The organism is Roseisalinus antarcticus, from assembly GCF_900172355.1.
Taxonomy (GTDB): Bacteria; Pseudomonadota; Alphaproteobacteria; order Rhodobacterales; family Rhodobacteraceae; genus Oceanicola; species Oceanicola antarcticus_A.
This window is the reverse complement of sequence record NZ_FWFZ01000007.1, coordinates 156,074-180,132: the sequence shown is the minus strand read 5'-3', so window position 1 is coordinate 180,132 and position 24,059 is coordinate 156,074. Positions and strand designations below refer to the sequence as shown.

The following is a 24,059-nucleotide window of genomic DNA, read 5'->3' as shown; positions in this document are numbered from 1 at the left end:
CCGCGCATCCACCAGCGAAAGCGCGGCGTCTAGCCCGCGCTCACCTGTTCCAGCAGCGTCCGCGCCGCCGCATGTTCCGCCTGGCGCTTCGACCCCGCGGTCGCCTGTGCCCGCTGGCCGCCCGAAAGCCGCACCTCGATGGTGAAGACCGGCTGATGATCCGGGCCCTGCCGCGACAGCTCCAGATACTCGGGCGGCGGCTCGCCGCGTCCTTGCGCCCATTCCTGCAGGGCGGTCTTGGCATCCCGCGCATCCGCCTCGACCGAGGCGATCCGGCTGTGCCAAAGCCGCAGCACCATGGCCCGCGCGGCATCGAACCCGCCGTCGCGATAGACGGCGGCAATCACCGCCTCCATCGCGTCGGCCAGCAGCGCCTCCTTGCGCCGCCCGCCCGACCGCATCTCGGAGCGGCCCAGCTTGAGCACGGTGCCGAGGTCGATCTCGCGGGCGACGTCGGCGCAGGTCTCCTTGCGCACCAGCGCATTGAAGCGCGGCGCAAGCTGGCCCTCTGCAGCGTCGCGGTCCGCATCGAAGAGCGCCTCCGCCATCACCAGCCCCAGCACCCGGTCGCCGAGGAACTCCAGCCGCTGGTTGTCGCCTCGGGTCGGACTTGCCATCGAGGGGTGTGTCAGGGCCTGGATCAGCAGATCGGGCTGCGCGAAGTCATGGCCCAACCGCTCGCAAAAGCCGCGCAGGTCCGCGCCCAGTTTCATACCGGCACGCTCCAGACCCGGTCCCAGCGCATGCCCCGGACCCAGGCGGGAACCCCGCCGCGCCAGCTGGCGCTGGAGGCGAGCACCAGGACGATCCGCGCCCGCACGCTCGCCTCGGAGATGACATGCGCCTCCAGGCTCGCCTGCGAGGCGAAGGCCGCGTCCAGCAGCCGATTGTCCGCGAGCACCAGCACCGCGCCCGCCGGCACGGTCACCGCGACGTAGGGGCCGCCGGGCTGGCCTTCGGGGACCACGTCATAGGCCGGCCCGCCGGGCAGCGTCTCGAGCACGCCCGCGGCGCCGGTCTCGCGCGGGACGGGGGCTCCGTCGATCTCGGGGCCCTCGGGGCCGAGCCGCACCGTTTCGCCGGCAAGCCCGACGACCCGCATGACCTGCAGCGCCCCCGGCTGGGCCGGGCCCGCGTCATAGACGACGATGTCGCCCCGCCGGGGTGCGCGGAACAGCGTGGCGGCCGCCACGTAATCGCCCTGCCAGAGGGTCGGGCTCATCGCTTCGGAGGCCAGCAGGTGATCGGTCCAGAACGCCCGGCTCGCCATGAACAGCGCCAGCACGAGGGTCAACCCAAGCGCCAGACGGCGGCTCGAGGCAGGCTCCCAGCGGCGGCCGCGCTCGGTCGGCGGCAGCGCCAGCAACGCGAGCATCAGAAGGATCGGCATGTAGGGGATTGCGGCCAGCAACAGCCACCAGCCGCTGCGCCCTGCGTCGTGCAGGCGGCGCACGATCGTGCCGAACATCTGGACCGTCACGAGGGCAGAGAGGACAAAGACCACCTGCCGCAAGGTCAGGCGCCCGCCCGTCGCCTCGGCCAACGACGGGCTGACGACCAGGATCAGGCCGAAGGTCAGCAATCCGACAACGACCGACGCTCTGCCGGTGGTTCCGTTCCAGTCGAAACCGCCGACGAAAAAGGCGCGTATTGCCCCCATCGGCCCTAGTCGATTGCCTTGAAGAACCGGTCGCTGCGCCATGTCCAGAAATACAGCATCGAACGCCCCGCGGAGGAAAAGATGATCCGGTCCGCGCGGCCGACGATATCCTCACGCGGCACGAAGCCGACACCGCCCGAGGCCTGCGGCTCGCGGCTGTCGCGCGAATTGTCGCGGTTGTCGCCCATGAAGAAGTAATGCCCCTCCGGCACCGTGTAGACTCCGGTATCGTCGTAGCCTTGGCTGCGGATGTCGAGGATGTCGTGCGAGACGCCGTTGGGCAGGGTCTCGGTGAACCGGCGCTTTTCGCAAACGGCCCCGGCCCCGACGGCCCCGTTGGCGCAGCGCGGGCGCAGCCCCTGGGGGCCCTGCGGTGCGAACTCTTCCTCAAAGATGCCGGCGTCGGTGACGGTGACCGGCGTGCCGTTCAGGATCAATTGGCCGTCCTGCATCTGGATCCGGTCCCCGGGCAGGCCGATCAGCCGCTTGATGAAATCGCGCCCGGTGACCGGGTGGCGAAAGACCACCACGTCGCCGCGCTCGGGCTCGCTGCCCCAAAGACGGTCCTCCGCACCCTGGAACACGCCGCAGAAATCGTCGGCGCCGATATCCACCCCCAGCGCCGGAATCCGGATCGAGGGACAGGAGGCGTAGGAATAGCCATACGCCATCTTGTTGACGAAGAGGAAATCCCCGATCAGCAGCGTATCCTTCATCGACCCGGACGGGATCCAGAACGGCTGAAAGAACAGCGTGCGAAAGATCCCTGCAATCAACAACGCATAGACCACCGTCTTCACGGTCTCCCAGATGCTGTGCAGGACACCCTCTTTCTCAGCCATGATGTGCCTGTCCCCTTGTTTTGGTTGGCCGCTACATGAGCGCCGCCGCGCGCCCTGTCAAGCTACGCCCTTGCCCCGTCGCCGTGCCAGCAGGGGACGGTGGGCGGGGCGATGGTCCGCGGCCTGCCGCGGGCCGAGCGTCGTACACCGTCCACCGCCCCGTCACAGAGGCCGCGCCTCGATGACAACGAAGGCCTGGGCCCATGGATGATCGTCGGTCAGGGTGACGTGGATGATCGCCCGATGGCCCTGCGGCGTCATGTCTGACAGCCGCTCGGCGGCCCAGCCGGTGACGTGCATCACGGGCTGCCCGGTGCGCAGGTTCGACACCGCCATGTCCTTCCACGCGATGCCCATCCGCAAGCCGGTACCCAGCGCCTTGGAACAGGCCTCCTTGGCGGCCCAGCGCTTGGCATAGGTGCCGGCAACATCCCGCCTCCGCTCCGCCTTGTGCTGTTCTGTCTCGGTAAAGACCCGGTTGCGGAACCGGTCGCCGAACCGGTCGAGCGTCCGCTCGATCCGCTCGATATTCGCAAGGTCCGTGCCGATGCCGAGAATCACCGCAGCTCGACCGCGCTGACGGTGCCGGTGGCCTGATTGACGGTGACCTGAAGAACGAACGGGACGAAATCGACCGAATCGAACCGCTCGCCGGGGATTGCCACGACCAGCCCGATCGCGGGGTCATAGCCCGCCTGCGCCCCGGCGAGGGACAGGCGGGACCAGCCCATCTCGGACGCGTCGGTGACGAGGGCGCAGAGCGCAAACGGCTCATCGGCCGGAAGCAGCGTCACCATCATATGCGCCCCGCAGCACGCCGGTTCGCCCAGCGCCAGGCTCAGAAAGGCGGCGTTTCCGTTCGCGAATAGCCGTGTCGCCTCGTCGAACGGGCGCGAAAGATTGCGCGCGTTCGCCTGGTAGGTGTCGCAATCGCGCACGATCGCCTCGGCCGTCGCCGTCATCGGCGCGAGCGCCACGAGACCGGCCAGCGCCGCGTGTCGAACCTTCATCATGTCATGCTCCTTGCACTCGGCCCGGTCATCCGGCGTCCAGGTCGGCCACGAAGATGCCGTCCCCGCCGCCCTCGCACAAGGCCACAAGCCGCGCCCCCAGCGCCTGGTGCCCCGGATCGGCGGCATAACGATCCAGCGCGGCGCGGTCCGCGAAGTCCACGACGAAGCCATAGGGGAACTGCGGCGACTTCCGCTCGGCGTCCAGATTCGGCCCGTGCCGGAACCCCAGAAGACCCGGCAGGGAGAGGACGCCAAGCCCGTCCATCACATCGGCCAACTCGGCGGCGTCCCAGCCTCTGGCCAGGCGCAACAGCACGACATGCACGATCATGCCCGGGCCTCGTCCATCAACCGGCGCATCTCGGCGATCGCCGGCCCCAGCCCGCGAAACACCGCCTCGCCGATCAGGAAATGGCCGATGTTCAATTCTCGCACTTCCGGAAATGCGGCGATAGGGCCGACCGTCTCGTAGGTCAGGCCGTGGCCGGCATGAACCTCAAGCCCCAGGCTGTGAGCAAGCGAGGCCATGCCGCGCAGCCGCTCGAGCTCGGCATCGCGCTCCTCCATGCGTCCCTCGGCATGGGCGTCGCAATAGGCCCCGGTGTGCAGTTCCACCACAGCGGCCCCGATCCGGTTCGCCGCTTCGATCTGGGCGCGGTCTGCGGCGATGAAGATCGACACCCGGCAGCCGGCCTCCGCCAGCGGTGCGATGAAATGGGCAAGCCGGTTCTCTTCGCGCGCGACCTCCAGCCCGCCCTCGGTGGTGCGCTCCTCGCGCCGTTCCGGCACGAGGCACACAGCGTGGGGCCGGTGGCGCAGGGCAATCGACTGCATCTCGTCGGTGGCGGCCATCTCGAAGTTCAGCGGCAGCGTCAACGCCGCCATCAACCCTTCGATATCGGCGTCCGAAATGTGCCGCCGGTCCTCGCGCAGGTGGGCCGTGATCCCGTCGGCGCCGGCCTCTTCGGCCAGTTTCGCCGCGCGGACCGGGTCCGGATAGGACGACCCGCGCGCGTTGCGCACGGTCGCCACGTGGTCGATGTTCACACCCAGCCTCAGCCGTTCCATGGCCCGCGCCTCCCGTCATGATGTCAGCGGACGATAGGCGTCGCGGCCCGGATTGCAACGGGCCGCGACATCCCCGCCGCGGGTCTGCCCGCGCCGCGCTCAGCCCCGGGCCCGCAACTTCTCGAGCTTCGCGCGCAGCATCTTCTTGCGCCGGTTCTGATAGGCCCGGACGACCGGCAACGCGAGATAGTAGCAAACGGTCGCAGCAACGATCCCCGGGATGATCCCGCCCACAAGATAGGGCAGGAAAACCTCGTGGTAGAACCGCGCCAGCCGCGCCCATTCGGCCTTCTCCGGCGTGAACATGGCGCTGAAATTATGCCACAAATCCCGCCCCGCGCCCGAAAACTTCTGCAGGAAGCTCTCGTGGAACCCCTCCCCCGGCCGGGTGCCGAGCAGCCAGTAGCCCATGTTCAGCGACACGATCCCGATCGGAACGTAAGTCAGCGGATTGCCGAAGAAGGTCGACAGCAACGCGGCCAGCAGGTTGCCCCGCATCACCATGGCGATGATCGCCGAAACGAGAAAATGCAGGCCGTAGAATGGGGTGAAGGTCACGAAGACGCCGGCCCAGATCCCGCGGCAGATCTTCTCGGGCGTGTCCGGCAGGCGGCGCAGCCTGTGGCGGACGTAGAGGGCGGCCCGCCCCCAGCCCCCGCGCGGCCATATGAATCGCAACACCACCTGCCAGATCGGGCGTCTGTCCCTGCGCTTGAAGACCAAGTCCCGCCCTTCCCCTACGCCGCTCTCAGGCGCCGATTTCGACCTCGTCCGCGCGTCTCGGATCCCTGTGGCGCGTGATCGAGGCCACGTTGCTGTCGGCCTCCAGCGCCGTCATGACCCTGTGCAGATGTTCCGCATCGCGCAGATCCACGTCCACCAGCAATCTGAAAAAATCCGATTTTCGGTCGATGAACTTCAGGTTGGAGATATTGGCGGATTGCTCTCCGATCAATGTGCAAATCCGCCCGAGAACGCCCGCGTCGTTGATAATCGCCAGATCCAGGGTCACCGTGTTGACCGGCGGGTGGGTGCCCTCCTGCCAGTGCAGGTCGACCCAGCGGTCGAGGTTGTCCTCGTGCCGGGCCAGCACGGCACAGTCGATGGCATGCACGACCACGCCCTTGCCGCGCATCGTGATGCCGACGATCCGCTCTCCGGGGACCGGCTGGCAGCAGGCGGCGCGGGCATGGCTGTGGCCGGGCGCAAGGCCCAGAACCGCACGCCGGGCGTCGATCTCCTCGCCCTTGCCGCGGTCGGCGAGGTCCGGATAGATCGCCGCCACCACCTCGCGGGCGGGAAACTCGGCCGAGCCCAGCTTTTCCAGCATGTCGGCGGTATTCTCGAAAGCCAGCGCCTTGGCGGCCGTGCGCAGGGCCTTCTCGGTCGCCCGTTTGCCGACGTGCTCGAAGGCGACGCGCGCCAGTTCCTGGCCCAGCTTGATGAACCGTTCGCGATCTTCCTCGCGCAGCGACCGGCGAATCGCCGTCTTGGCGCGCCCGGTCACCGCGATGTCGATCCAGGTGGCTTGCGGGCTTTGCCCCTCGGCGGTGATGATCTCGACCGACTGGCCGTTCTTGAGCCGCGTCCACAGCGGCACCCGCAGCCCGTCGACCTTGGCGCCGACGGTCGCATGGCCGATCCGGGTGTGGATCGAATAGGCGAAGTCGATCGGCGTCGCCCCCCGCGGCAGCTTGATCACGTCCCCCTTGGGCGTGAAACAGAACACCTGGTCGGTGTACATTTCCAGCTTGACCATATCGAGGAACTCGTCGTGGTCATGGCCGTCGTCCAGGCGCTCGGTCAGGGCGGCGATCCAGCGTTGGGGATCGACGGCAAAGGGGTTTTCCACCCGTTCGCCGTCACGATAGGACCAATGCGCGGCCACGCCGGTTTCGGCGACCTCGTGCATCTGGCGGGTGCGGATCTGCACCTCGACCCGCTTGCCGTCGCGCCCCGAAACCGTCGTGTGGATGGAGCGGTAGCCGTTGGACTTGGGCTGGCTGATGTAGTCCTTGAACCGGCCCGGAACCGCCCGCCATCGCTGATGGATCGCGCCCAGCGCACGATAGCAATCGGCCTCGTTCTCGGTGATGATCCGAAAGCCGTAGATGTCGGAGAGCCGGGAAAAGCCCTGTTCCTTCTCCTGCATCTTGCGCCAGATCGAGTAGGGCTTCTTGGCGCGGCCTTGGATCTCGGCCTCGATCTTCGCCTTCTTCAGCTCCAGCGTCATGTCGGCGGTGATCTTCTCGACCACGTCGCCGGCCTCCTTCTGGAGTGTGACGAACCGCCGGATGATCGATTCCCGCCCCGCGGGGTTCAGCACGCGGAAGGCCAGATCCTCCAGCTCCTCGCGCATCCACTGCATCCCCATGCGCCCGGCCAGCGGCGCGTAGATGTCCATGGTCTCGCGCGCCTTCTGGGCCTGCTTCTCAGGCGCCATCGACTTGATCGTGCGCATGTTGTGCAGACGGTCGGCCAGCTTCACCAGCGTCACGCGCAGGTCGCGGCTGGTCGCCATGAAGAGCTTGCGGAAATTCTCGGCCTGCTTGGTCTCGCTGGAACTCAGCTGCAGGTTCGTCAGCTTGGTGACCCCATCCACAAGCTCGGCGATCTCGCGACCGAACAGCTCTTCCACCCGGGGATAGCTGGCCTTGGTGTCCTCGATCGTGTCGTGAAGCAGGGCGGTGACGACCGTGGCGTCATCCATCTGCATCTCGGCGAGGATGATCGCCACGGCGACGGGATGCGTGAAATACGGCTCGCCCGAGCGCCGCATCTGGCCGGCGTGCATCTCGTCGCCAACGTCATAGGCGCGGCGCAGCAGCGCCTCGTCACTTCGGGGGTTATAGGAACGGACCAGACCAATCAGGGCGTCGCAACTGGTCGTCATCCGGGTCCGCTCAAGCATCGGAGTGCCCGCCGGGCGCCGCTTAGCGCTGGCCCTGCGCCTCCATCAAAGCGCGAAGCAGCTTCTCCTCGGACATGTCGTCGTCGACCGGCTTGTCCGCCGGCTCCGACTGACCCATCAGGAGCGCCATCGCGTCATCCTCGGGCTCGTCGACCTCGATCTGGGTCTGCTGGGCCTCGATCATGCGCTCGCGAAGATCGTCGGATTGCTGGGTCTCTTCGGCAATCTCACGCAGCGACACAACGGGGTTCTTGTCGTTGTCGCGGTCGACGGTCAGCGGTGCGCCGGCGCTGATCTCACGCGCCCGGTGGGCGGCAAGCATCACGAGCTCGAACCGGTTTGGAACCTTGTCTACGCAATCTTCGACGGTAACGCGGGCCATGGGGCCTCCAGTGTCTTGCAATAAATGTGGTCTTCGGAGATTGGAGCCATACTCCGCACGAGAGGGATTGACAAGGCGAAACCGATCTGGGCCCGCGCCTATCCGCCGGCGACGGGCACCACGGCGTCGCGCTCCTGCTGGGGCCGCGCCGCCAGAAGCTCGGCGACTGTCCGTCCGAGCAGCGGATGCCGCCAGTCCGGCGCCACCTCGGCCGCCGGCCGCAGGACGAAACTGCGATCCTGCATCCGCGGATGGGGCAGGATCAGGCTGTCCGGCACCTCGTGCATCTGTCGGTCCAGCGGCAGCGACATCCAGTGCCGCAACGTCTGCTCCGACGGCAGGATCTCCGCGTCCCAGGCGATCAGGTCGAGGTCGAGCACCCGGGCACCCCAGCGCTGCCCCCGGACCCGCCCCGCCTCGGCCTCCAGCGCGTCCAGCGCTGCCAGGACCTCCTGCGGGCCGAGCGGCGTCCGCGCCACGCACGCGGCGTTCACGTAGTCCGGCCCGGCCCCGGGCGGGAAGGCGGGCGAGCGGTAGAACCGGCTCGGCCGGACCGGGCCCCGCAGCCGCCCGGGCAGTGCGGCGAAGGCGACCGCCACGCGCTCTGCCGGAGATTTCCCTTCGGTCACCTCGTTTGCCCCTGCGGCAACAAGCACGAAATGACCGGTTCCGGCCACCGCATTGCCTTGATCCTCGTCACCGAACATTTACATTGCCCCCATCCCTGCCGGACCTCGATACCACTCACTCGCTCACGGACACCAGCGGCAGGGCAAGCTCATTGAGAAGGACATTCAATGTTTTATCGGGACGAGCGACTCGCGCTCTTCATCGATGGATCGAACCTTTATGCGGCGGCAAAGTCACTCGGGTTCGACATCGACTACAAGTTGCTGCGACAGGAATTCATGCGTCGTGGAAAGATGCTGCGCGCCTTCTACTACACGGCGCTGCTCGAAAATGACGACTACTCGCCGATCCGGCCCCTCGTGGACTGGCTCCATTACAACGGCTTCACCATGGTCACCAAGCCGGCCAAGGAGTTCACCGACAGCCAGGGCCGGCGCAAGGTCAAGGGCAACATGGACATAGAGCTTGCGGTCGACGCGATGGAAACCGCGGCCCATGTGGACCATATCGTGCTGTTCTCCGGTGACGGCGATTTCCGTCCCCTCGTAGAGGCGCTCCAGCGCAAGGGCGTGCGGGTTTCGGTCTGCTCCACCATCCGGTCCCAGCCGCCGATGATCGCCGACGAACTGCGCCGGCAGGCCGACAACTTCATCGAGCTCGACGAGCTGCGCGATGTCGTCGGCCGCCCGCCGCGCGAACCCCGCGCCGAGAGCTCCGCCGAAGCGGAACTGGTCAACGGCGAGTAGCCTCGCCACGCCTGACATCGGGCCTGCCGCCGCCCCGGCCGTCCGGGTACCGGAGGCTTCTGGCCCGACGTCCCCCCACTGGACGCACGGCATCCGGTCCCTTACCTCTTGGCTGAACCGGAGGAGCCATGACAAACCCACCGCTCACATTGTATCTCGCCGCGCCGCGCGGTTTCTGCGCCGGCGTGGATCGCGCAATCAAGATCGTCGAGATGGCGCTCTCGAAATGGGGGGCGCCGGTCTATGTCCGGCACGAGATCGTCCACAACCGCTTCGTGGTCGACGATCTGCGGGCGAAAGGCGCGGTCTTCGTCGAAGAGCTGGACGATTGCCCCCCGGACCGGCCAGTGATCTTTTCGGCCCACGGGGTGCCCAAAGCTGTTCCCGCCGAAGCGGCCCGGCGCGAGATGGTGTTCGTCGATGCCACCTGCCCGCTGGTGTCCAAGGTGCATATCGAGGCAGCCCGCCACGCCGAGAACGGCCTGCAGATGATCATGATCGGGCATGCGGGCCACCCCGAGACGATCGGAACCATGGGCCAGCTGCCCGAGGGCGAGGTCCTGCTGGTCGAAACCGTCGAGGACGTGGCCAACGTCTCGGTCCGTGACCCCGAGAAGCTGGCCTTCGTGACCCAGACCACCCTGTCGGTCGATGACACGGCCGACATCGTGGCGGCGCTGCAGGCCCGCTTCCCCGCCATCGCCGGCCCCCACAAGGAAGACATCTGCTACGCCACCACCAACCGCCAGGAGGCGGTGAAGGCCATGGCGCCGCGTGTCGACGCCCTGCTGGTCGTCGGCGCCCCCAATTCCTCGAACTCCCGCCGCCTGGTCGAGGTCGCCCGCAAGGCGGGCTGCAGCTACGCCCAGCTTGTCCAGCGCGCGACCGACATCGACTGGCGGGCGCTGGAAGGGATCGGATCGGTCGGCGTGACCGCGGGGGCCTCGGCGCCCGAAGTGCTGATCGAAGAGGTCATCGACGCCTTCCGTCTGCGCCATGAGGTCACGGTCGAGACGGTGACCACGGCCGAGGAACATGTCGAATTCAAGGTGCCCCGCGTCCTGCGCGAACCCGCCTGAGACCCGAACGAGGGCCCCCTCACGCCACGTGTCACACCGGAAATGCCAGGGGACGGCGGGCGGGGCGATGTTCCGGCCCCCCGGGCCGGGACGAGCGCCGAACGGCGTCCCGACCTGCCCAGATCACGCGACAAAGCGCCAACGCCAAGGCACGCATTGCACCCCGACCCTTGCCAAACCGCTCCGGGTGCGCTCAATCCTCCCCCATGACCAGACCACCCACATCCGCCCTGATCCTCGGCTGCGCCGGCCTTGTTCCGTTCCTGTGGGGGGCGCTCACGGTGCTGATGCCCGGCTTCGGCCAACAGGCCGCCACCCTCATCGGCGGCCGCTTCGTCGGCCCATACGTACAGCTCTTTTACGGCGCCATCATCCTGTCTTTCATGTCCGGTGTCCTCTGGGGCTTCGCCACCAAGGCGGATGGTCCACGGGCCGCCGCGGGCTATGCCCTGTCGACCCTGCCCGCCCTCTGGGCCTTCTTCATGACCGGCGGCGGCCCCACTTCGGCGGCCACGAACCTGGCCGCGGGCTTCGCCGCGCTGCTGTTGCTTGACGCGCAATTCGCCCGGTGGGGCCTTGCTCCCGCCTGGTGGATGACCCTGCGGATCGGCCTCAGCGCGGCGGTCATCCTGACACTGCTACCGGTGATCTTCTGATGCCCGACCTCTACGCCTATACCGACGGCGCCTGCTCGGGAAACCCCGGCCCCGGCGGCTGGGGCACACTTCTTCTGGCCCGCGACGGACACACCACCGTCAAGGAGCGCGAGCTTTCGGGCGGCGAGGCCCATACCACGAACAACCGCATGGAACTCATGGCCGCGATCTCCGCGCTCGAGGCCCTCGGCCGGCCGTCCCGCATCACCATCGTCACCGACAGCGCCTACGTGAAGGGCGGCATCACCGAATGGATCGCCGGATGGAAACGCCGCGGGTGGAAGACCTCGACCAAGAAGCCGGTGAAGAACGAAGACCTCTGGCGCCGCCTCGAGGACGCCACCCAGCGCCACGACATCACCTGGGAATGGGTCAAGGGCCACGCCGGCCACCCGGAAAACGAACGCGCCGACGCGCTCGCCCGCGCGGGCATGGCCCCGTTCAAACCCTGAACGCCGGGGCCCGCGGTCAGACGAGCCGCGCCGGAAATCCGGCCCAGCCGCGCAGCACGTCCTCGGCGTCCATGACGCGCTTGCCCTGCCGCTGCGCCTCCATGATCTCGACTGCGCCGTCTCCGCAGGAAATCGTCAGCCCGTCCAGAACGGTCCCCGGCGCCCCCGCCCCATCGACGACGCGAGACCGCAACAGCTTCAGCCGCTCTCCGCCCGCATCGCACCACGCGCCCGGAAACGGCGACAGGCCCCTGATCCGACGATCCACCTCGACCGCGCCAAGGCTCCAGTCGATCCGCGCCTCGGCCTTGTCGATCTTCTGTGCATAGGTCACCCCGTCCTCCGGCTGCTCCTCGGGCTGAAGATCCTCGAGCCGCGCGAGCGCCTCGACCACGAGCCGCGCCCCCAGTCCCGCCAGGCGGTCATGCAGGTCCCCGGTCGTATCCGTCTCGGCGATCGTGACCGCCTCGCGCAGCACGACGGGGCCGGTGTCCAGCCCGGCCTCCATCCGCATGATGCAGACGCCGGTCTCCCGGTCCCCGGCCATGATCGCACGGTGGATCGGCGCGGCCCCGCGCCAGCGCGGCAAGAGAGAGGCGTGAATGTTGAAACACCCGCGTCGAGGCGCATCCAGAACGGCCTGCGGCAGGATCAGCCCATAGGCCACGACCACCGCCAGATCCGCCTCCAGCGCGGCAAGCTCGGCCTGCGCCTCGGCGCCGCGCAGGGAATGGGGCGCGCACACCGGCAGACGGAGCGCCTCCGCACGGGCCTGAACCGGCGTCGGCCTTGACGCCTTCCCGCGCCCCGCGGGCCGGGGCGGCTGGGTATAGACGCAGACGATCTCGTGGCCGGCCGCGACAAGCCCGTCCAACGCCGCAACCGAGAAATCCGGCGTGCCCATGAAAACGATCCGCATGAAACTCTCCCCAGAATATTCGCGAATATTCTGGCCCCTAGTGGCCAATCTTTCGCGCCCGTTTCAACAGCATATCCCGTTTCGTCCGGCTGACCCTGTCGAAATACATCCGCCCGTCCAGGTGATCGATCTGGTGCTGCACGCTCGTGGCCCAGAGACCGACGAAATCCCGTTCCTCGGGCTGCCCCTCCGCGTTCAGGAACTCAACGGTCACGTCCCTCGGCCGCGTGACCACCGCCGAGACGCCGGGAAGATTGGGCGAGGCCTCCTCATGTTCCCGCAACTCGACGCTCGCATGCAGAACGCGCGGATTGGCCAGCCGTACGACGCGGCCCCTCTCCCGGCTGGCATCCACAACGGCCAGGCGCAACCCGATCCCCAGCTGCGGCGCCGCCAGCCCGTAGCCCGGCATCGCCTCCATCGCCGCGACCATCTCGTCCCAGACGGATCGAACCTCTTCGGTCACCTCCGGCACCGGCGCGGCGGGCGTGCGCAGCGCCTTGTGCGGCCAAATGACGAACGGACGGCTCACCGGGCGAGATCCCCGATTGCCGCGGCCCGCGCCTCCGGCGACAGACGATCCAGCGTGACGATCCCGTCCAGGTGGTCGAGCTCATGTTGGGCACAGCGCGCCGCCGCCCCCTCCAGCACCTCGTCGCAAGCGCGGCCGTCCAGGTCGGTCCACCGCATCCTCACCGCTTCCGGCCGCTCGACCGGGGCGAGCACCCCCGGGATCGACAGGCAGCCTTCCTCGGCGACAACCCGCACCCCGTCCGACGACAACACAGTCGGATTGATCATCACCCGCGGCGCGGGCTTCGCCTCTTTCCAGGTCACATCCATGACGAAAAGCCGCACCATCGCGCCAACCTGCGGCGCGGCAAGCCCGCGCCCGGGCGCATCGTACATCGTCTCCAGCATATCCGCCGCCAGACCCCGCACACCGGCCACATCCCTGATGTCGTCGCAAACCCGGGACAGGCGCGGATCGGGCCAGTGCAGGATCTTGAGGAGGGCCATTCAGGCCCTCGCCTTCTCGCGCTTCAGCTTGACCATCTTGCGGGTGATCATCTGCCGCTTCAGCGGCTTGAGATAGTCGATGAAGAGCTTGCCACGCAGGTGGTCGATCTCGTGCTGGACGCATGTCGCCCAGAGGCCATCGAAACGCTCGGTCCGGCTGGCCCCGTCAAGATCCATCCACCGCACCTCGACAGATGCGGGCCGCTCCACGTCCGCGAATTGCTCGGGGATCGACAGGCAGCCCTCCTCGTAGACATTCGTCTCGTCCGAGGCCCAGGTCACCTCGGGGTTCATCAGCACCATGGGCCGCGGTGGCTCGGCATCGTCCTTCACGCAATCCATGACCAGCATCTGCTTGAGGATCCCGACCTGCGGCGCGGCCAGGCCGATGCCGGGCGCGTCGTACATCGTCTCCAGCATGTCATCGGCCAGCCGGCGGACATCGTCCGTCACCGAGGCGACGGGGTCGGCCGCGGTCTTGAGCCGCGGATCGGGGTGAATGAGGATCGAACGCAATGCCATTTCGATCATCTAGGACAAGCCGCCCGCCCGCGCAACTCGCCCCCTTGCGCTCACCGGCGTCGTGGCTAGCTTGCCGCGCGATGGCACGATCCGGAGGCACCATGGATTTCGACCGACTGACCGTGCGCCGCGGCACCCATTCCGCGAAATGGTCCGCGGCCGGCAAAGCCCTCGGCCTCACGGGGGAAGACGCCCTGCCGATGTGGGTCGCCGACATGGATTTCGACACCTCGCCCCATATCCTCGACGCGGTGACGCGCCTGCGGGACACGGCGATACTCGGCTATTTCGACGGTCTCGACGCCGTGGCAGGGACCATCGCCGACTGGATGCGGACCCGGCACGGCTGGGCCATGGACCCGGACCACGCGCTTTTTGTCGGCGGTCTTGGCAACGGCATCGCCACCTGCCTGCAGGCCTTCACCGAGCCGGGCGATGGAATCATCATTTTCACACCCGTTTACCTGGAATTCGCCAAGAAAGTCAAAAACGCACGCAGGGAAGTGCATGAATCCCCCTTGATCCTCGACTCGGATGGACAATTCCAGATCGACTTCGACGCGCTCGAGGCCGGAATGACGGGTCGCGAGAAGGTCATGCTTCTGTCGTCGCCACACAATCCCGCCGGACGTCTCTGGACCCTGGAAGAGCAGCGTCGCCTGGCCGAATTCTGCGCCCGCCATGATCTGGTACTGATGTCGGACGAGGTGCATCAGGATCTCGTCTTTCCTGGCTCCGAACATCTGCCGATGATGGTTGCCGCGCCGGAACATGCGGACCGGATCGTCATGCTCACCTCGGCCTCCAAGACGTTCAACATCGCCGGCACGCGGGTCGGCACCGTGACCGTCCCCGACCCGCGGCTGCGCGAGACCCTGCGCAGGACCGTCGCCATGCTCGACATCCAGCCGAATATTTTCGGGGCCTTCCTCACACAGGCTGCCTACGGCCCGGGCGGTGCGGAGTGGGTCGACAGCCTCACCCCCTATCTCGCGGGCAACGCGGCCCTGTTCCGGGAGGAGATCGCCCGGATCCCCGGCCTTCGCGCGACACCGATGCAGGGGACCTACCTCGCATGGGTCGACTTCACGCCGCTTGGCATGAACTTCGAAGAGATCCGGCGGCGGCTGGTCGAAGACGCCCGCATCGGCGGCTCCCCCGGACCGGATTTTGGAACGGGCGGAGACTGCGCAATGCGGTTCAACATCGGAACCCAGCGCAGCCGAGTCGCCGAGGCTGCGGCCCGTATCCAGGAAGCGTTCTCGGACGTTCAGTAAGCCTCGGGCCCGGCCAGCAGACCGGAGGGTGCGGTCTCCGGCGTCTCGAAATCCAGCGGCGGCTTGTCGGCCGCCGCGGTGCTGCGCTTGAATTCATACACACGCTCGCCGTCCGATTCGCGGGAGGTGATGATCAGGCAACGCGACAGCAGCCGAGGACCGTCATAAAGGTCGACGACCCCCCGCAGATGGGCCGGTGCGCTGGCGTCCACCGCAAAACCCGTTTCCCAGGATCGCAGCACGCGGATTCGTTCGCCCCCGACTTCGATCCTCAAGCGCGACGCGCGGCGGGACGCCCGCCTCTGAGCCTCGGCAAGTCCGTCCTGGACGCTTTGTGGGAGAAACTCCATGACACCATCCCTACCTACTCGAGATGAGGTTGGGTCATCCCGGCGAAAAAGCAAGAAACTTCCGTCGCCGCACTGCGGCAACGATGCGCGCGGGTCACGTCTCCGGCTTGAGTGCGCGCGGTCGCAAAACATGCGGCTTTGCTGCATCATAGAGCGCCGATTCTGGAAAGGCGTTCTCCCTTGCCATTGCCGGCCCGACGAGGATCAGCGCGGTCCGCGTGATTTTCGCCGCCCGCACAGCCTCCCGGATATCGCCGAGCGTGCCCCGCAGAATCATCTGATCCGGCCAGCCGACGCGATAGACCACGGCAACCGGGCAGGCGGCCCCGTAGTGCGGGACAAGCTGGCGCTCGATCTCCCGCAGTGCCCGAATCCCGAGGTGGATCGCCAGCGTGGCGCCGGACCGCGCGAACACCTCCAACCGCTCGCCCTCGGGCATGGAGGTCGATTTCATCGACATCCGCGTCAGCACGATGGATTGCGCCACTTCCGGCACGGTCAGCTCCTGGCCGAGCGCCGCCGCGGCGGCCGCATAGGCCGGCACGCCCGGCACGATCTCATACCCGATCCCGTCCGCCTTCAACCGTCGGATCTGCTCGGCGATGGCCCCATAGAGCGACGGATCCCCCGAATGCACCCGCGCCACGTCCTGCCCCCGCGCCTCCGCCGCCAGGATCTCCGCATGGGTCTCGTCAAGCGTCATCGAGGCTGTGTCCCGCACGACGGCCCCCTCCGGCGCCTGCGCCACAACCTCGGCAGGCACGAGGGAGCCAGCATAAAGGCAGACCGGACAGGAAGCGATCAGCCGCGCCGCTTTCAGCGTCAACAACTCAGGGTCGCCCGGCCCCGCCCCGATGAAGAATACGGTCATATTCTGCCCTCCTGCCATCTGTTCGTCTGGGTCGGCCCGCCACGGGCTCCCTTCCCCCGGCCACGGGGGAAGGACAGGATGGGGGCCGAGGCGGCGTGCGCGGGCAGAGCCCGCACCTCAAGGTCACCCCGCATCCGACAAGTCCCCGTCGATCTTGCGGGCATAGCCGCGCGGCGTGTACATCCGCGGCCCCTCCCCGAGCGTCGCCAACCGGCTTTGCGAGGACCCGACCAGTACCACGGTCAGCATATCCACCTCGTCCACCTCCAGGGCATCCAGACGCCGGTATCGCAGGCTTTCCCCCGCGCGGCCCAGGTTCGTTGCCAGCATCACCGGTGTCGCCCCGGGCCTGTGCGCCAAAAGGATCTCCCGCGCCTCGGCCAACAGCGTCCGCCGCGTCCGCGAGACCGGATTGTAGAAGGCGATCACGAAATCCCCCTCCGCCGCCGCCCGCACCCGGCGCAGAATGTCCTCGCGGTGGGTCAGCAGGTCCGACAGGGAGATCGCGCAAAAATCATGGCCCAGCGGCGCCCCGGCCCTGGCCGCCGCGGCCTGCAGGGCCGAGACCCCCGGCGCACAGATCACTTCGGCCCGCCGCGCCGCGTCCGAAACGCCGCCCGCCGCCGCGCCCCGGTCCATCAACTCGAACACGAGCGCCCCCATGGCATAGATCCCGGCATCGCCCGAACAGACCAGCGCCACGTTGCGGCCCTGGCCCGCACGCTCCAGCGCATGACGGCAACGGTCCTCCTCGCCGCCCAACGGAAAATCCGCCCGCACCTTGCCGGCGGCCAACGGGCCCAGCAGATCTAGGTAGAGGCCATAGCCCACCAGCTCTTCCGCCTCGGACACCAGCCGCGAGACTTCCGGCGTGCGCCACGCGGCCTGCCCCGGCCCGATGCCGACCACGGACAGCCGTCCCCTTGCCCGACCCCGCATTTCGGTCACCGGGTCGGGCGTGACGGCCAGTGCCGAAGTCGCCGTGGCGGTCTTCGCCTTCGGCCGGACGAACGTCGCGTCCTCCCCCGCCCCGGCCAGGGCCGCGGCCTCGGCCACGCCGTGACAGCCGACCTCGGCGAAAACCACCTCGGACGGATTGGCGAGCCGCGGCGTCAGGGCCTCGAGGTCCGCGGCATCGAACAGCCGCAGCGGCAGCCCCAGCCGCGCCGCCAGAGAGATCACGGCGGGCTCGTCGGCCTTCAGATCCAGCGTATGCACCGCCGCGATCGCCCCGGGCGCCACGCCGGCGGCATCGAGCTCGGCCACCACGAGGGCATGGAGGTCATCGGGCGCGCAATCCCGCGCACAGCCGACGCCCAGCGCGTAGCGGACGGGATGAAAGGTCAGCACGTCCTGGGGGGCTGGTCCGACCGTCGCGGCGATCCGGACGGGCTCTTGCCCACCCGCCGCACCTCGCCCTGGCAGGTCCGCAAGCCAGCCCGCCGCCTCCGCGGCGTCACCCGTGATCTCGGCCGGGGCCCCTGACAGCAGCCGGGCCATGGCCGGCTTGGCCAGCTCCGGCGTGCCCAGGCGCCAGCCGGCGGGCGGCTCGTCGAGCGACACGCCCAGCGCCACGTCGCCGGCCGTGGTGACCGCGGCCACACCACCCAGCGCCTCCGCCGTCTGCCGCGCAAGCCGGTTCGCACCGCGATGTCCGCCCAGCAGCGGCACGATGACGCCGCCATCGTCCGACACCGACAAAACGGGGGGCTCGCCGCGTTTGTCTGCGAGATGCGGCGCGACACCTCGGATCAATATACCGCTCGCACAGACGCCTATTATGGGCACTCCGGCAAGAAAGAGGTCCCGGACATGATCCAGCGCGTTGCCGAACCAGGCATCCGCCCGGCGGACGCGCCCCTCGCGGCCATGGACCTGCGCCCCCAGTGCGGCGGCGATCCTGTGGGCCACGGCCTCGCCGGAGGCGGACAGGGCGAGAACGACCGGGGTCACAGCCATGGGTCATTGCCTTTCAGAACCAGGATCATCGAAAAATACGGCGCCTTTTCCGGCGCCTCGGCCAGGGGGCAGACGGTCTCGGAGCCCAGCGTCGCGCGTTCGACATAGATGCTCCGGTCCGTCAGCCCAAGCGCGTCGAGAACCCGGCGGACCTTCGGCAGGTGCCGCCCGAGCTTCATGATCGCGACGCTGTCCGCCCCGGCGATCCCCGCGGTCAGCGCGTCGTCGGACAGCGGCGCGGGCAGCACGGTGAACACCTCGTCGCGCGCCGCAAGCGGCCGTCGCGCGGCGGCGGAGGCGGCGGTCATCGAGGTTACGCCCGGCACGATCTCGACCCGGAAACGGGGCGCCAGCCGGGCGTGAAGATACATGAACGACCCATAAAGAAACGGATCGCCCTCGCAGAGGGTGACCACGTCGCGCCCCTGCGCCAGCTCTTCGGCAATCCGGGCCGCGCCCGCGTCATAGGCCGCCTGCGCGGGGCCGCGCTCGCGGACCATGGGAATTTCGATGGCGATCTCCGTGGCCCCCGGCGGGATCAGGTCGGCCACGATGGAGCGGGCGAAACTGGGGGCGCCGGCGAGGGTGGGGTAGGCGATCACCTGCGCCGCCCCGATCAGCCGGGCACTGCGCAAGGTGACAAGGTCCGGCGCTCCGGGGCCGAGGCCCACGCCATACATCGTGCCGGTCATCGCTTGACGAGGCTCCACTGGGTTACCGGCATGAACGGCCGCCAACCGGTCAGCCGCCCCACGGGCTCTGCCCGGTGGACCGAGATCTTGGACAATTGCCCGCCATGCGCCTTGTGCAGCGCCAGCAGATCGGCCTCGCTCTCCAGGGTGACGGCGTTGGCGACAAGCCGCCCGAGCGGCCGCAGCGCCTGCCAGCAAACCGCGAAGACCTCGGCGCTGAGACCGCCCCCGATGAAGACGGCATCCGGCGGCGGCAGGCCGTCGAGCGCGGCGGGCGCCTCGCCCTCGACCAGTTCCAGCCGGGGCGCACCGAGGGCGAGGGCGTTTTCCGCCGCCATGGCGCGCCGGTCGGCCCGGGGCTCGATCCCGATTGCGCGGGCGTAGCGCGCCGCGCGCATCCACTCGATCGCCACAGATCCGCTGCCGGTGCCGATGTCCCACAGGAGGGCGCCGCGCATCGGCATCAGTTTCGCGACGGTAGCGGCGCGCACCTCTTGCTTGGTCATCGTCCCGTCGGAGCGGAAAAGCGCATCGTCCAGCCCCGGAACGCGCGGAATCAGCGCGGCGTCGGGCGCGGCGACGCACTCGACCGCGAGGGTGTTGAAGGCCGGTACCTCGTGGGCCCAGCTCTCGGCGGTCCCGTCGAATCGCTGCTCGGCGCTGCCCCCCATGGCGGCAAGCACCGACATCCGGGACTGGCCATAGCCGCGATCCGTGAGGAAAGAGGCGATGCGACCGGGCGTGTCGGCCCCGGTCGTCAGGATCAGTAGGCGGGCGTCGGGCTGGATGAAGGCGATCATCTGCTCTACCGGCCGGCCGTGCACGGTGAGCGTCTCGGCATCCGCCAGGCTCCATCCCATCCGGGCGGCGGCAAGCTGAAAGGCGGAGAGCTGAGGATGGTAGACGATCTCGGACGGGTCGATGGCACGGCCTATGCGGGCCCCGACCGAGAACCACAGCGGATCGCCCGTGACCAGGACCACGGCCCGACGGCCCGAAAGCCTGCGGATCGTGTCGATCATCGCATCGAAAGGCGACGGCCAGGCGATGCGCTCGGCGGTAATCCGGTCGGACAGCAGGTGGTGGCGGTCGCCGCCCAGGATGACCTCGGCCGCCTCGACGACCGCGCGGGTCGCGGGCGTGAGCCCGTCGAGCCCGTCTTCGCCGATCCCGACGATATGCAGCCAGGGGGCCGTCACGCGCCGGGGTCGCGAAGCGATGCGCCCTGAGCAAGCGCGTTGACCGCCGCCGAGGCCATGGCCGACCCGCCGCGCCGGCCCCGCAGGGCGACGAAATCGCAGCCGCGCGGATCGCCGGCCAGCTCCGCCTTGGATTCGGCCGCGCCGACGAAGCCCACCGGAAAGCCCAGGATCAGCGCCGGCCGTGGCCATCCGGCCTCCAGGCGTTCCAGCAGGTGGAAGAGAGCCGTCGGCGCGTTGCCGATCGCCACGACCGCGCCGTCGATCCGGTCCCGCCACAGATCGACGGCCGCCGCCGACCGGGTGGTGCCGACCTCTTGCGCCAGGGCGGGAACGGCGGGGTCGTTGAGCGTCACCACGATCTCGTTTGAGGCAGGCAGAAAGCGCCGGATGATCCCGGCGCCGACCATTTCGCAATCGCACAACACGGGCGCCCCCGCCGCGAGCGCCGCCTGCCCGGCCTCGGCCGCGCGGGGGGAGAACGCCAGCCGGTCGGCGATCTCGACCATACCGCAAGCGTGGATCAGGCGGACGACCAGGGGCTCGATCGCCGGCGGAAATCGCTCGAGCCGTGCCTCGCGGCGGACGGTCCGGAAGCTTTCGGCGTAGATCGCCGCGGGGTCGCGGAGGTAGGGCCTCATTCCGGAGGCCGGCAGGGGGGCTCTGCCCCCCGTCTCCTTGCGGAGACTCCCCCCGGGATATTTGAGACCAGAAGAAGGATCATGACTTCGCCGTCTTCCGGGCGCTTTCCGGGCCGTGGGGGTGGTCCGCGTGGGGATATGGCGCGTGATGGTGGTGGTCATGATGGTGATGGTCGTGATGATGATCGTGGCCGTGCGCATGGCCGGCGTCATCGAGCCTGCAGAGCCCGGTGCAGAACGTGTCGCACAGGGCGCAATCGGCCACGTTGGACCCGGGCGCCTGGGCGCCCTGACCTTCCACGTGGTGGTGGTGGCTTTCCTGGACCGCGCCGACATCCGCCTCGAACCCCAGCACCTGCGTGCGGTATTTGCACATGGCGCAATTCGGCGGCGGAACCTCGCCGACCAGTTCAGTGACCCGCTCCGCGAAGGTGGCGAGAACCGACGGATGATCCCCGAGATAGGGGGCCTTGAGAAATTCGATCTCCGGATGCCGCTCGGCGACGGCATCGGTGAAGCCATAGATCCGGTCGATCAGGATCCCCGAGAACAGGAAGTAGGGGAACACGACGACCCGCTTGTAGCCGAGCCTTGCCACATGGCTGAGGCAGGGCTCGACCAGGGGGAAGGTGACGCCCGAATAGCCCACCTCGCACCAGCCGAAGCCCATGCCCTCGTGCAGCATCCGCGCGACCTTGGCGACGTTCCCGTTGGCATCGGGGTCCGAGGCGCCGCGTCCGATGACGACGAGACAGGTCTCATGCCGCGGCACGGAATCGTCGAGCGCCTCTTCGATCCGGGCGGCTGCGGCGGCGATCATCTTGGGATCGACACCAAGTTCCCGGCCGTACTGGATCGTGATCCCGTGCTCGGCCGCGTAAGTGTTGAGCACCGTCGGGATGTCGTTCTTGGCATGCATCGCGGCGAACAGCATTCCGGGCACCGCCAAGATTCTGTCGCAGCCCTTGTCCCGCAGCCTGTCGAGCGCGTCGCGCAGAACAGGGTTCGCAAACTCGAGGTAGCCGTATTCCGTCTGCCAGTCGGGCGGCAGGAGGGGCGGAAGCTTGTCCGCCAGGGTCGCGAATTCCGCGACCGCCGATGCCGACCGGGACCCGTGCCCGCAGAGCAAGACCCCCGTCGTCATGCCTCGGCCTCGTCGCCGGTCTCTTCGGGTTCATCGCCCGAATCGGCCGCCTCTCGGTCCTTCAGCTTGCCCCATATCCCGACCAGCACGGCCAGTCCGATGGCGGCGGCGCCGATCCAGTGGCCGTGGCCCGCGACCTCGGCCAGATGCCCCGGATGGGCATCGGCGGTCGTCGCGGCCAGCAGAAGCAGCGGAACAATCTGGCGAATCTGTATCTTCATGGGCGCACCTCCATGTCATCAGTTGCGGACAGGAGCGCCGGCGGTGGTTCCGCCATCGACGATGTGCCGGCAAGATCCCCGGTACGGGTCGATCCACTCGGCACCTCCTGTCTGGCCCGGTCCGGGCTTCGTCTTTTTCCGCGATACCGCGCCGGCGTACGACACGCAAACGCAAACCGGCGGCCGGCCCCCGGTGTGACGGCAAAGGGACGGTGGGCGGGGCGATGCCGAAGGCGAGCGTCGTCCACCGGCCTGTGCGCGAGTGCGCGAGCCCCTGCGCTCTCGCCGGGGTTTCCGCGCCCCGAGGATCCCATATCTAAGAAATCAAAGAGTTATAGGAGAAAAACAAATGGGCCAGCTGATCGACGGCGCATGGCACGTCAATCCGCCCGAAAAGGGCGCCACAGACGGCGAATTCAAACGACCGAACGCATCCTTCCGGAACTGGATCACCGCGGATGGGTCACCCGGCCCCTCGGGCGATGGGGGCTATCCGGCCGAATCCGGCCGCTACCACCTCTATGTCAGCTATGCCTGCCCCTGGGCGCACCGCTCGCTGATCTTCCGCAAGCTGAAGGGCCTCGAGTCCCATATCGGCAGCTCGGTCGTCCACCCCGACATGCTCGACGACGGCTGGAAACTGGACCCGGATTTCCCTGGCGCCACGGGCGACACGCTCTATGGCGTGGACTTCCTGCGCGACATCTACACCCGTGCGCGGCCGGACGTGACCGCGCGGGTCACGGTCCCCGTGCTCTGGGACAAGAAAACCGAGACCATCGTCTCGAACGAAAGTTCCGAGATCATCCGCATGTTCAATTCGGCCTTCGACGAGATCACCGGCGACACCCAGGATTTCTGGCCCGAAGAGCTGCGCGAAAAGATCGAACCGATCAACGAACGCATCTACGACACCTTGAACAACGGGGTCTACCGAGCCGGCTTTGCCACCAGCCAGAAGGCCTATGACCGGGCTGCGGGGGCGCTCTTCGACACGCTCGACTGGCTGGAGGATCTGCTTTCGCGCAACCGCTATCTGACCGGCGACCGCATCACCGAGGCGGACTGGCGCCTGTTTCCGACCCTCGTCCGGTTCGACAGCGTCTATCATGGGCATTTCAAGTGCAACCGCACCCGGATTGTCGACTACCCGAACATCTGGGGCCACACGCGCGAATTGTTCCAGTGGGTCGCGCCGGACCACAGCCGCGTGGGCGACACCGTCCACCTCGACCACATCACCCGGCACTACCACTACAGCCACGAATCCATCAATCCGCACAGGATCGTCCCGATCGGGCCCCTCCTCGATTTCGACGCCCCCCACGGCCGCAGATCCTAGCGGCCGTGATGCTCCACCATGGCGGCGAGATCTTCGGGCAGTGTGTCGGTCGGAAGATAGGCGCAGGCATTGCCGTTCAACGCAAAGATCGAGCCGTCGGAAAAGAAGGTCGTGTTCGTGACGAACATGACCTTCGCCTCCGGCTGTCGCACCTCGGCATATTCCGCCACGCCGAGGGCGGAGCCCGACGACAGAACGAGGTCAAGCACGATGACATCGTAGCCCGTCACGCACAGCAGGTCGATCGCCCGCCGCCCGTCGTGGCAGAGCGTCACCTCATGTCCCGCCCGCGCCAGATGCCGCCCCCAAAGCTGGCAAAGCGCGATGTCATCCTCGACGATCAGAAGTCTCATGTGGCAAGTCCATCTTTCCGGTGCATTGCGAACCGGTCGCGGCCCGGCCAGGGAACCGTGTCAGACGCAACTGCCGCGACCGCGGGCCGTTTCTCCGGGCCGTGTATCGC

The 24,059-nt window shown here is 68.1% G+C and carries 30 protein-coding genes; 6 read left to right on the top strand and 24 right to left on the bottom strand.

Translation table 11 applies throughout. From position 1 onward, the window contains the following. Positions 1 to 29: 29 nt before the first annotated feature. The 11 genes from rnc to folK all read right to left on the bottom strand — a co-directional run bounded on the left by rnc (position 30) and on the right by folK (position 8,583). The gene (gene rnc / locus ROA7023_RS09180) at positions 30 to 713 is read right to left on the bottom strand and encodes a ribonuclease III (RefSeq protein ID WP_085878719.1); all 684 of its coding nucleotides are present in this window, start codon (positions 711 to 713) and stop codon (positions 30 to 32) included. Next, positions 710 to 1,660, bottom strand: a complete 951-nt coding sequence (gene lepB / locus ROA7023_RS09175) for a signal peptidase I (RefSeq protein WP_159458471.1) — start codon at positions 1,658 to 1,660, stop codon at positions 710 to 712. The genes rnc and lepB (ROA7023_RS09175) overlap by 4 nt, the downstream gene beginning before the upstream one ends. A gap of 5 nt (positions 1,661 to 1,665) precedes the next feature. Further along, positions 1,666 to 2,502, bottom strand: a complete 837-nt coding sequence (gene lepB / locus ROA7023_RS09170; protein ID WP_085878717.1) for a signal peptidase I — start codon at positions 2,500 to 2,502, stop codon at positions 1,666 to 1,668. A 162-nt stretch (positions 2,503 to 2,664) separates the two neighbouring features. Next, positions 2,665 to 3,063, bottom strand: coding sequence for a holo-ACP synthase (gene acpS, locus ROA7023_RS09165; protein ID WP_085878716.1), 399 nt, complete (start codon positions 3,061 to 3,063; stop codon positions 2,665 to 2,667). Next, positions 3,060 to 3,515 (bottom strand): hypothetical protein, encoded by a 456-nt coding sequence (locus tag ROA7023_RS09160; RefSeq protein WP_085878715.1) that lies wholly within the window; start codon positions 3,513 to 3,515, stop codon positions 3,060 to 3,062. The genes acpS and ROA7023_RS09160 overlap by 4 nt, the downstream gene beginning before the upstream one ends. 25 nt (positions 3,516 to 3,540) lie before the next feature. Beyond that, positions 3,541 to 3,846: a Dabb family protein gene (locus ROA7023_RS09155; RefSeq protein ID WP_085878714.1), complete on the bottom strand. Its 306-nt coding sequence runs from the start codon at positions 3,844 to 3,846 to the stop codon at positions 3,541 to 3,543. Further along, positions 3,843 to 4,583, bottom strand: coding sequence for a pyridoxine 5'-phosphate synthase (locus tag ROA7023_RS09150; RefSeq protein ID WP_085878713.1), 741 nt, complete (start codon positions 4,581 to 4,583; stop codon positions 3,843 to 3,845). Before ROA7023_RS09150 ends, ROA7023_RS09155 begins: the two co-directional genes overlap by 4 nt. Positions 4,584 to 4,682: 99 nt before the next feature. Beyond that, positions 4,683 to 5,306 carry a DUF2062 domain-containing protein gene (locus ROA7023_RS09145; RefSeq protein WP_085878712.1) on the bottom strand — a complete coding sequence of 208 codons (624 nt, stop codon included), beginning with the start codon at positions 5,304 to 5,306 and terminating at the stop codon, positions 4,683 to 4,685. A gap of 25 nt (positions 5,307 to 5,331) precedes the next feature. Then, positions 5,332 to 7,476, bottom strand: a complete 2,145-nt coding sequence (locus ROA7023_RS09140; protein ID WP_085878711.1) for a RelA/SpoT family protein — start codon at positions 7,474 to 7,476, stop codon at positions 5,332 to 5,334. A gap of 40 nt (positions 7,477 to 7,516) precedes the next feature. After that, on the bottom strand, positions 7,517 to 7,876 hold the full coding sequence (gene rpoZ, locus ROA7023_RS09135; protein WP_085878710.1) for a DNA-directed RNA polymerase subunit omega: 360 nt from the start codon (positions 7,874 to 7,876) through the stop codon (positions 7,517 to 7,519). A 98-nt stretch (positions 7,877 to 7,974) separates the two neighbouring features. Further along, a complete protein-coding gene (gene folK / locus ROA7023_RS09130) occupies positions 7,975 to 8,583 on the bottom strand; it encodes a 2-amino-4-hydroxy-6-hydroxymethyldihydropteridine diphosphokinase (protein WP_085878709.1) in 609 nt (202 codons plus the stop codon). A gap of 90 nt (positions 8,584 to 8,673) precedes the next feature. Here folK and ROA7023_RS09125 point away from each other — a divergent pair, with 90 nt between their 5' ends. The 4 genes from ROA7023_RS09125 (at position 8,674) to rnhA (ending at position 11,439) form a co-directional block, all read left to right on the top strand. Continuing rightward, entirely contained in the window at positions 8,674 to 9,252 is a 579-nt protein-coding gene (locus ROA7023_RS09125) for a LabA-like NYN domain-containing protein (protein ID WP_085878708.1), read from the top strand. A 128-nt stretch (positions 9,253 to 9,380) separates the two neighbouring features. After that, on the top strand, positions 9,381 to 10,331 hold the full coding sequence (gene ispH / locus ROA7023_RS09120; RefSeq protein ID WP_085878707.1) for a 4-hydroxy-3-methylbut-2-enyl diphosphate reductase: 951 nt from the start codon (positions 9,381 to 9,383) through the stop codon (positions 10,329 to 10,331). Positions 10,332 to 10,537: 206 nt separating this feature from the next. Beyond that, positions 10,538 to 10,987, top strand: a complete 450-nt coding sequence (locus ROA7023_RS09115; RefSeq protein ID WP_085878706.1) for a DUF3429 domain-containing protein — start codon at positions 10,538 to 10,540, stop codon at positions 10,985 to 10,987. Then, a complete protein-coding gene (rnhA, locus tag ROA7023_RS09110; protein WP_085878705.1) occupies positions 10,987 to 11,439 on the top strand; it encodes a ribonuclease HI in 453 nt (150 codons plus the stop codon). The genes ROA7023_RS09115 and rnhA overlap by 1 nt, the downstream gene beginning before the upstream one ends. A 16-nt stretch (positions 11,440 to 11,455) precedes the next feature. Here the strand turns inward: rnhA and fmt are convergent, their stop codons facing one another. Genes fmt through def (ROA7023_RS09090) form a run of 4 tightly spaced genes read right to left on the bottom strand, consistent with a single transcriptional unit; the run spans position 11,456 to position 13,900 of the window. After that, complete coding sequence (gene fmt, locus ROA7023_RS09105; RefSeq protein ID WP_085878704.1) at positions 11,456 to 12,358, bottom strand: methionyl-tRNA formyltransferase; 903 nt, start codon at positions 12,356 to 12,358, stop codon at positions 11,456 to 11,458. 37 nt (positions 12,359 to 12,395) lie between these two features. After that, complete coding sequence (def, locus tag ROA7023_RS09100; protein ID WP_085878703.1) at positions 12,396 to 12,890, bottom strand: peptide deformylase; 495 nt, start codon at positions 12,888 to 12,890, stop codon at positions 12,396 to 12,398. Further along, positions 12,887 to 13,378: a peptide deformylase gene (gene def, locus ROA7023_RS09095; RefSeq protein WP_085878702.1), complete on the bottom strand. Its 492-nt coding sequence runs from the start codon at positions 13,376 to 13,378 to the stop codon at positions 12,887 to 12,889. Before def (ROA7023_RS09095) ends, def (ROA7023_RS09100) begins: the two co-directional genes overlap by 4 nt. Beyond that, the gene (gene def / locus ROA7023_RS09090) at positions 13,379 to 13,900 is read right to left on the bottom strand and encodes a peptide deformylase (RefSeq protein ID WP_200812480.1); all 522 of its coding nucleotides are present in this window, start codon (positions 13,898 to 13,900) and stop codon (positions 13,379 to 13,381) included. Positions 13,901 to 14,001: 101 nt separating this feature from the next. Here def (ROA7023_RS09090) and ROA7023_RS09085 point away from each other — a divergent pair, with 101 nt between their 5' ends. After that, positions 14,002 to 15,177, top strand: a complete 1,176-nt coding sequence (locus ROA7023_RS09085) for a MalY/PatB family protein (RefSeq protein ID WP_085878701.1) — start codon at positions 14,002 to 14,004, stop codon at positions 15,175 to 15,177. On the opposite strand, the gene ROA7023_RS09080 is transcribed toward ROA7023_RS09085, so the two are convergent. The 8 genes from ROA7023_RS09080 to ROA7023_RS09045 form a co-directional block, all read right to left on the bottom strand. Then, on the bottom strand, positions 15,171 to 15,527 hold the full coding sequence (locus ROA7023_RS09080) for a hypothetical protein (protein WP_085878700.1): 357 nt from the start codon (positions 15,525 to 15,527) through the stop codon (positions 15,171 to 15,173). The genes ROA7023_RS09085 and ROA7023_RS09080 overlap by 7 nt on opposite strands. A gap of 94 nt (positions 15,528 to 15,621) precedes the next feature. Beyond that, a complete protein-coding gene (gene cobM, locus ROA7023_RS09075) occupies positions 15,622 to 16,398 on the bottom strand; it encodes a precorrin-4 C(11)-methyltransferase (RefSeq protein WP_085878699.1) in 777 nt (258 codons plus the stop codon). A gap of 123 nt (positions 16,399 to 16,521) precedes the next feature. Then, on the bottom strand, positions 16,522 to 18,357 hold the full coding sequence (cobJ, locus tag ROA7023_RS09070) for a precorrin-3B C(17)-methyltransferase (protein ID WP_085878698.1): 1,836 nt from the start codon (positions 18,355 to 18,357) through the stop codon (positions 16,522 to 16,524). After that, positions 18,348 to 19,049 carry a precorrin-2 C(20)-methyltransferase gene (gene cobI / locus ROA7023_RS09065; protein ID WP_085878697.1) on the bottom strand — a complete coding sequence of 234 codons (702 nt, stop codon included), beginning with the start codon at positions 19,047 to 19,049 and terminating at the stop codon, positions 18,348 to 18,350. The genes cobJ and cobI overlap by 10 nt, the downstream gene beginning before the upstream one ends. Beyond that, positions 19,046 to 20,248 (bottom strand): precorrin-6y C5,15-methyltransferase (decarboxylating) subunit CbiE, encoded by a 1,203-nt coding sequence (gene cbiE, locus ROA7023_RS09060; protein ID WP_085878696.1) that lies wholly within the window; start codon positions 20,246 to 20,248, stop codon positions 19,046 to 19,048. The genes cobI and cbiE overlap by 4 nt, the downstream gene beginning before the upstream one ends. Further along, positions 20,245 to 20,889, bottom strand: coding sequence for a precorrin-8X methylmutase (locus ROA7023_RS09055; protein WP_085878695.1), 645 nt, complete (start codon positions 20,887 to 20,889; stop codon positions 20,245 to 20,247). The genes cbiE and ROA7023_RS09055 overlap by 4 nt, the downstream gene beginning before the upstream one ends. Before the next feature lie 79 nt (positions 20,890 to 20,968). Next, complete coding sequence (locus ROA7023_RS09050; RefSeq protein WP_085878694.1) at positions 20,969 to 22,033, bottom strand: sirohydrochlorin chelatase; 1,065 nt, start codon at positions 22,031 to 22,033, stop codon at positions 20,969 to 20,971. Next, positions 22,030 to 22,254 carry a DUF6732 family protein gene (locus tag ROA7023_RS09045; RefSeq protein WP_085878693.1) on the bottom strand — a complete coding sequence of 75 codons (225 nt, stop codon included), beginning with the start codon at positions 22,252 to 22,254 and terminating at the stop codon, positions 22,030 to 22,032. Before ROA7023_RS09045 ends, ROA7023_RS09050 begins: the two co-directional genes overlap by 4 nt. Before the next feature lie 349 nt (positions 22,255 to 22,603). On the opposite strand from ROA7023_RS09045, the gene ROA7023_RS09040 reads away from it, so the two are divergent. Then, entirely contained in the window at positions 22,604 to 23,596 is a 993-nt protein-coding gene (locus tag ROA7023_RS09040) for a glutathione S-transferase family protein (protein WP_085878692.1), read from the top strand. Here the strand turns inward: ROA7023_RS09040 and ROA7023_RS09035 are convergent. Beyond that, positions 23,593 to 23,949: a response regulator gene (locus ROA7023_RS09035; protein ID WP_085878691.1), complete on the bottom strand. Its 357-nt coding sequence runs from the start codon at positions 23,947 to 23,949 to the stop codon at positions 23,593 to 23,595. The genes ROA7023_RS09040 and ROA7023_RS09035 overlap by 4 nt on opposite strands. Positions 23,950 to 24,059 lie beyond the last annotated feature (110 nt).

What these genes read in the sequence shown, in the direction of transcription:
- lepB (WP_159458471.1), bottom strand. Translation starts at nt 1,660, where the DNA reads ATGGGGGCAATACGCGCCTTTTTCGTCGGCGGTTTCGACTGGAACGGA.
- cobM (WP_085878699.1), bottom strand. Translation starts at nt 16,398, where the DNA reads ATGACCGTATTCTTCATCGGGGCGGGGCCGGGCGACCCTGAGTTGTTG.
- ROA7023_RS09155 (WP_085878714.1), bottom strand. Translation starts at nt 3,846, where the DNA reads ATGATCGTGCATGTCGTGCTGTTGCGCCTGGCCAGAGGCTGGGACGCC.
- lepB (WP_085878717.1), bottom strand. Translation starts at nt 2,502, where the DNA reads ATGGCTGAGAAAGAGGGTGTCCTGCACAGCATCTGGGAGACCGTGAAG.
- rnc (WP_085878719.1), bottom strand. Translation starts at nt 713, where the DNA reads ATGAAACTGGGCGCGGACCTGCGCGGCTTTTGCGAGCGGTTGGGCCAT.
- ROA7023_RS09050 (WP_085878694.1), bottom strand. Translation starts at nt 22,033, where the DNA reads ATGACGACGGGGGTCTTGCTCTGCGGGCACGGGTCCCGGTCGGCATCG.
- cobJ (WP_085878698.1), bottom strand. Translation starts at nt 18,357, where the DNA reads ATGGCTGTGACCCCGGTCGTTCTCGCCCTGTCCGCCTCCGGCGAGGCC.
- def (WP_085878702.1), bottom strand. Translation starts at nt 13,378, where the DNA reads ATGGCCCTCCTCAAGATCCTGCACTGGCCCGATCCGCGCCTGTCCCGG.
- fmt (WP_085878704.1), bottom strand. Translation starts at nt 12,358, where the DNA reads ATGCGGATCGTTTTCATGGGCACGCCGGATTTCTCGGTTGCGGCGTTG.
- ispH (WP_085878707.1), top strand. Translation starts at nt 9,381, where the DNA reads ATGACAAACCCACCGCTCACATTGTATCTCGCCGCGCCGCGCGGTTTC.
- ROA7023_RS09080 (WP_085878700.1), bottom strand. Translation starts at nt 15,527, where the DNA reads ATGGAGTTTCTCCCACAAAGCGTCCAGGACGGACTTGCCGAGGCTCAG.
- ROA7023_RS09125 (WP_085878708.1), top strand. Translation starts at nt 8,674, where the DNA reads ATGTTTTATCGGGACGAGCGACTCGCGCTCTTCATCGATGGATCGAAC.
- rnhA (WP_085878705.1), top strand. Translation starts at nt 10,987, where the DNA reads ATGCCCGACCTCTACGCCTATACCGACGGCGCCTGCTCGGGAAACCCC.
- ROA7023_RS09045 (WP_085878693.1), bottom strand. Translation starts at nt 22,254, where the DNA reads ATGAAGATACAGATTCGCCAGATTGTTCCGCTGCTTCTGCTGGCCGCG.
- ROA7023_RS09115 (WP_085878706.1), top strand. Translation starts at nt 10,538, where the DNA reads ATGACCAGACCACCCACATCCGCCCTGATCCTCGGCTGCGCCGGCCTT.
- cobI (WP_085878697.1), bottom strand. Translation starts at nt 19,049, where the DNA reads ATGACCGGCACGATGTATGGCGTGGGCCTCGGCCCCGGAGCGCCGGAC.
- ROA7023_RS09040 (WP_085878692.1), top strand. Translation starts at nt 22,604, where the DNA reads ATGGGCCAGCTGATCGACGGCGCATGGCACGTCAATCCGCCCGAAAAG.
- folK (WP_085878709.1), bottom strand. Translation starts at nt 8,583, where the DNA reads ATGTTCGGTGACGAGGATCAAGGCAATGCGGTGGCCGGAACCGGTCAT.
- ROA7023_RS09035 (WP_085878691.1), bottom strand. Translation starts at nt 23,949, where the DNA reads ATGAGACTTCTGATCGTCGAGGATGACATCGCGCTTTGCCAGCTTTGG.
- ROA7023_RS09085 (WP_085878701.1), top strand. Translation starts at nt 14,002, where the DNA reads ATGGATTTCGACCGACTGACCGTGCGCCGCGGCACCCATTCCGCGAAA.
- ROA7023_RS09150 (WP_085878713.1), bottom strand. Translation starts at nt 4,583, where the DNA reads ATGGAACGGCTGAGGCTGGGTGTGAACATCGACCACGTGGCGACCGTG.
- def (WP_200812480.1), bottom strand. Translation starts at nt 13,900, where the DNA reads ATGGCATTGCGTTCGATCCTCATTCACCCCGATCCGCGGCTCAAGACC.
- ROA7023_RS09140 (WP_085878711.1), bottom strand. Translation starts at nt 7,476, where the DNA reads ATGACGACCAGTTGCGACGCCCTGATTGGTCTGGTCCGTTCCTATAAC.
- ROA7023_RS09160 (WP_085878715.1), bottom strand. Translation starts at nt 3,515, where the DNA reads ATGATGAAGGTTCGACACGCGGCGCTGGCCGGTCTCGTGGCGCTCGCG.
- ROA7023_RS09055 (WP_085878695.1), bottom strand. Translation starts at nt 20,889, where the DNA reads ATGAGGCCCTACCTCCGCGACCCCGCGGCGATCTACGCCGAAAGCTTC.
- rpoZ (WP_085878710.1), bottom strand. Translation starts at nt 7,876, where the DNA reads ATGGCCCGCGTTACCGTCGAAGATTGCGTAGACAAGGTTCCAAACCGG.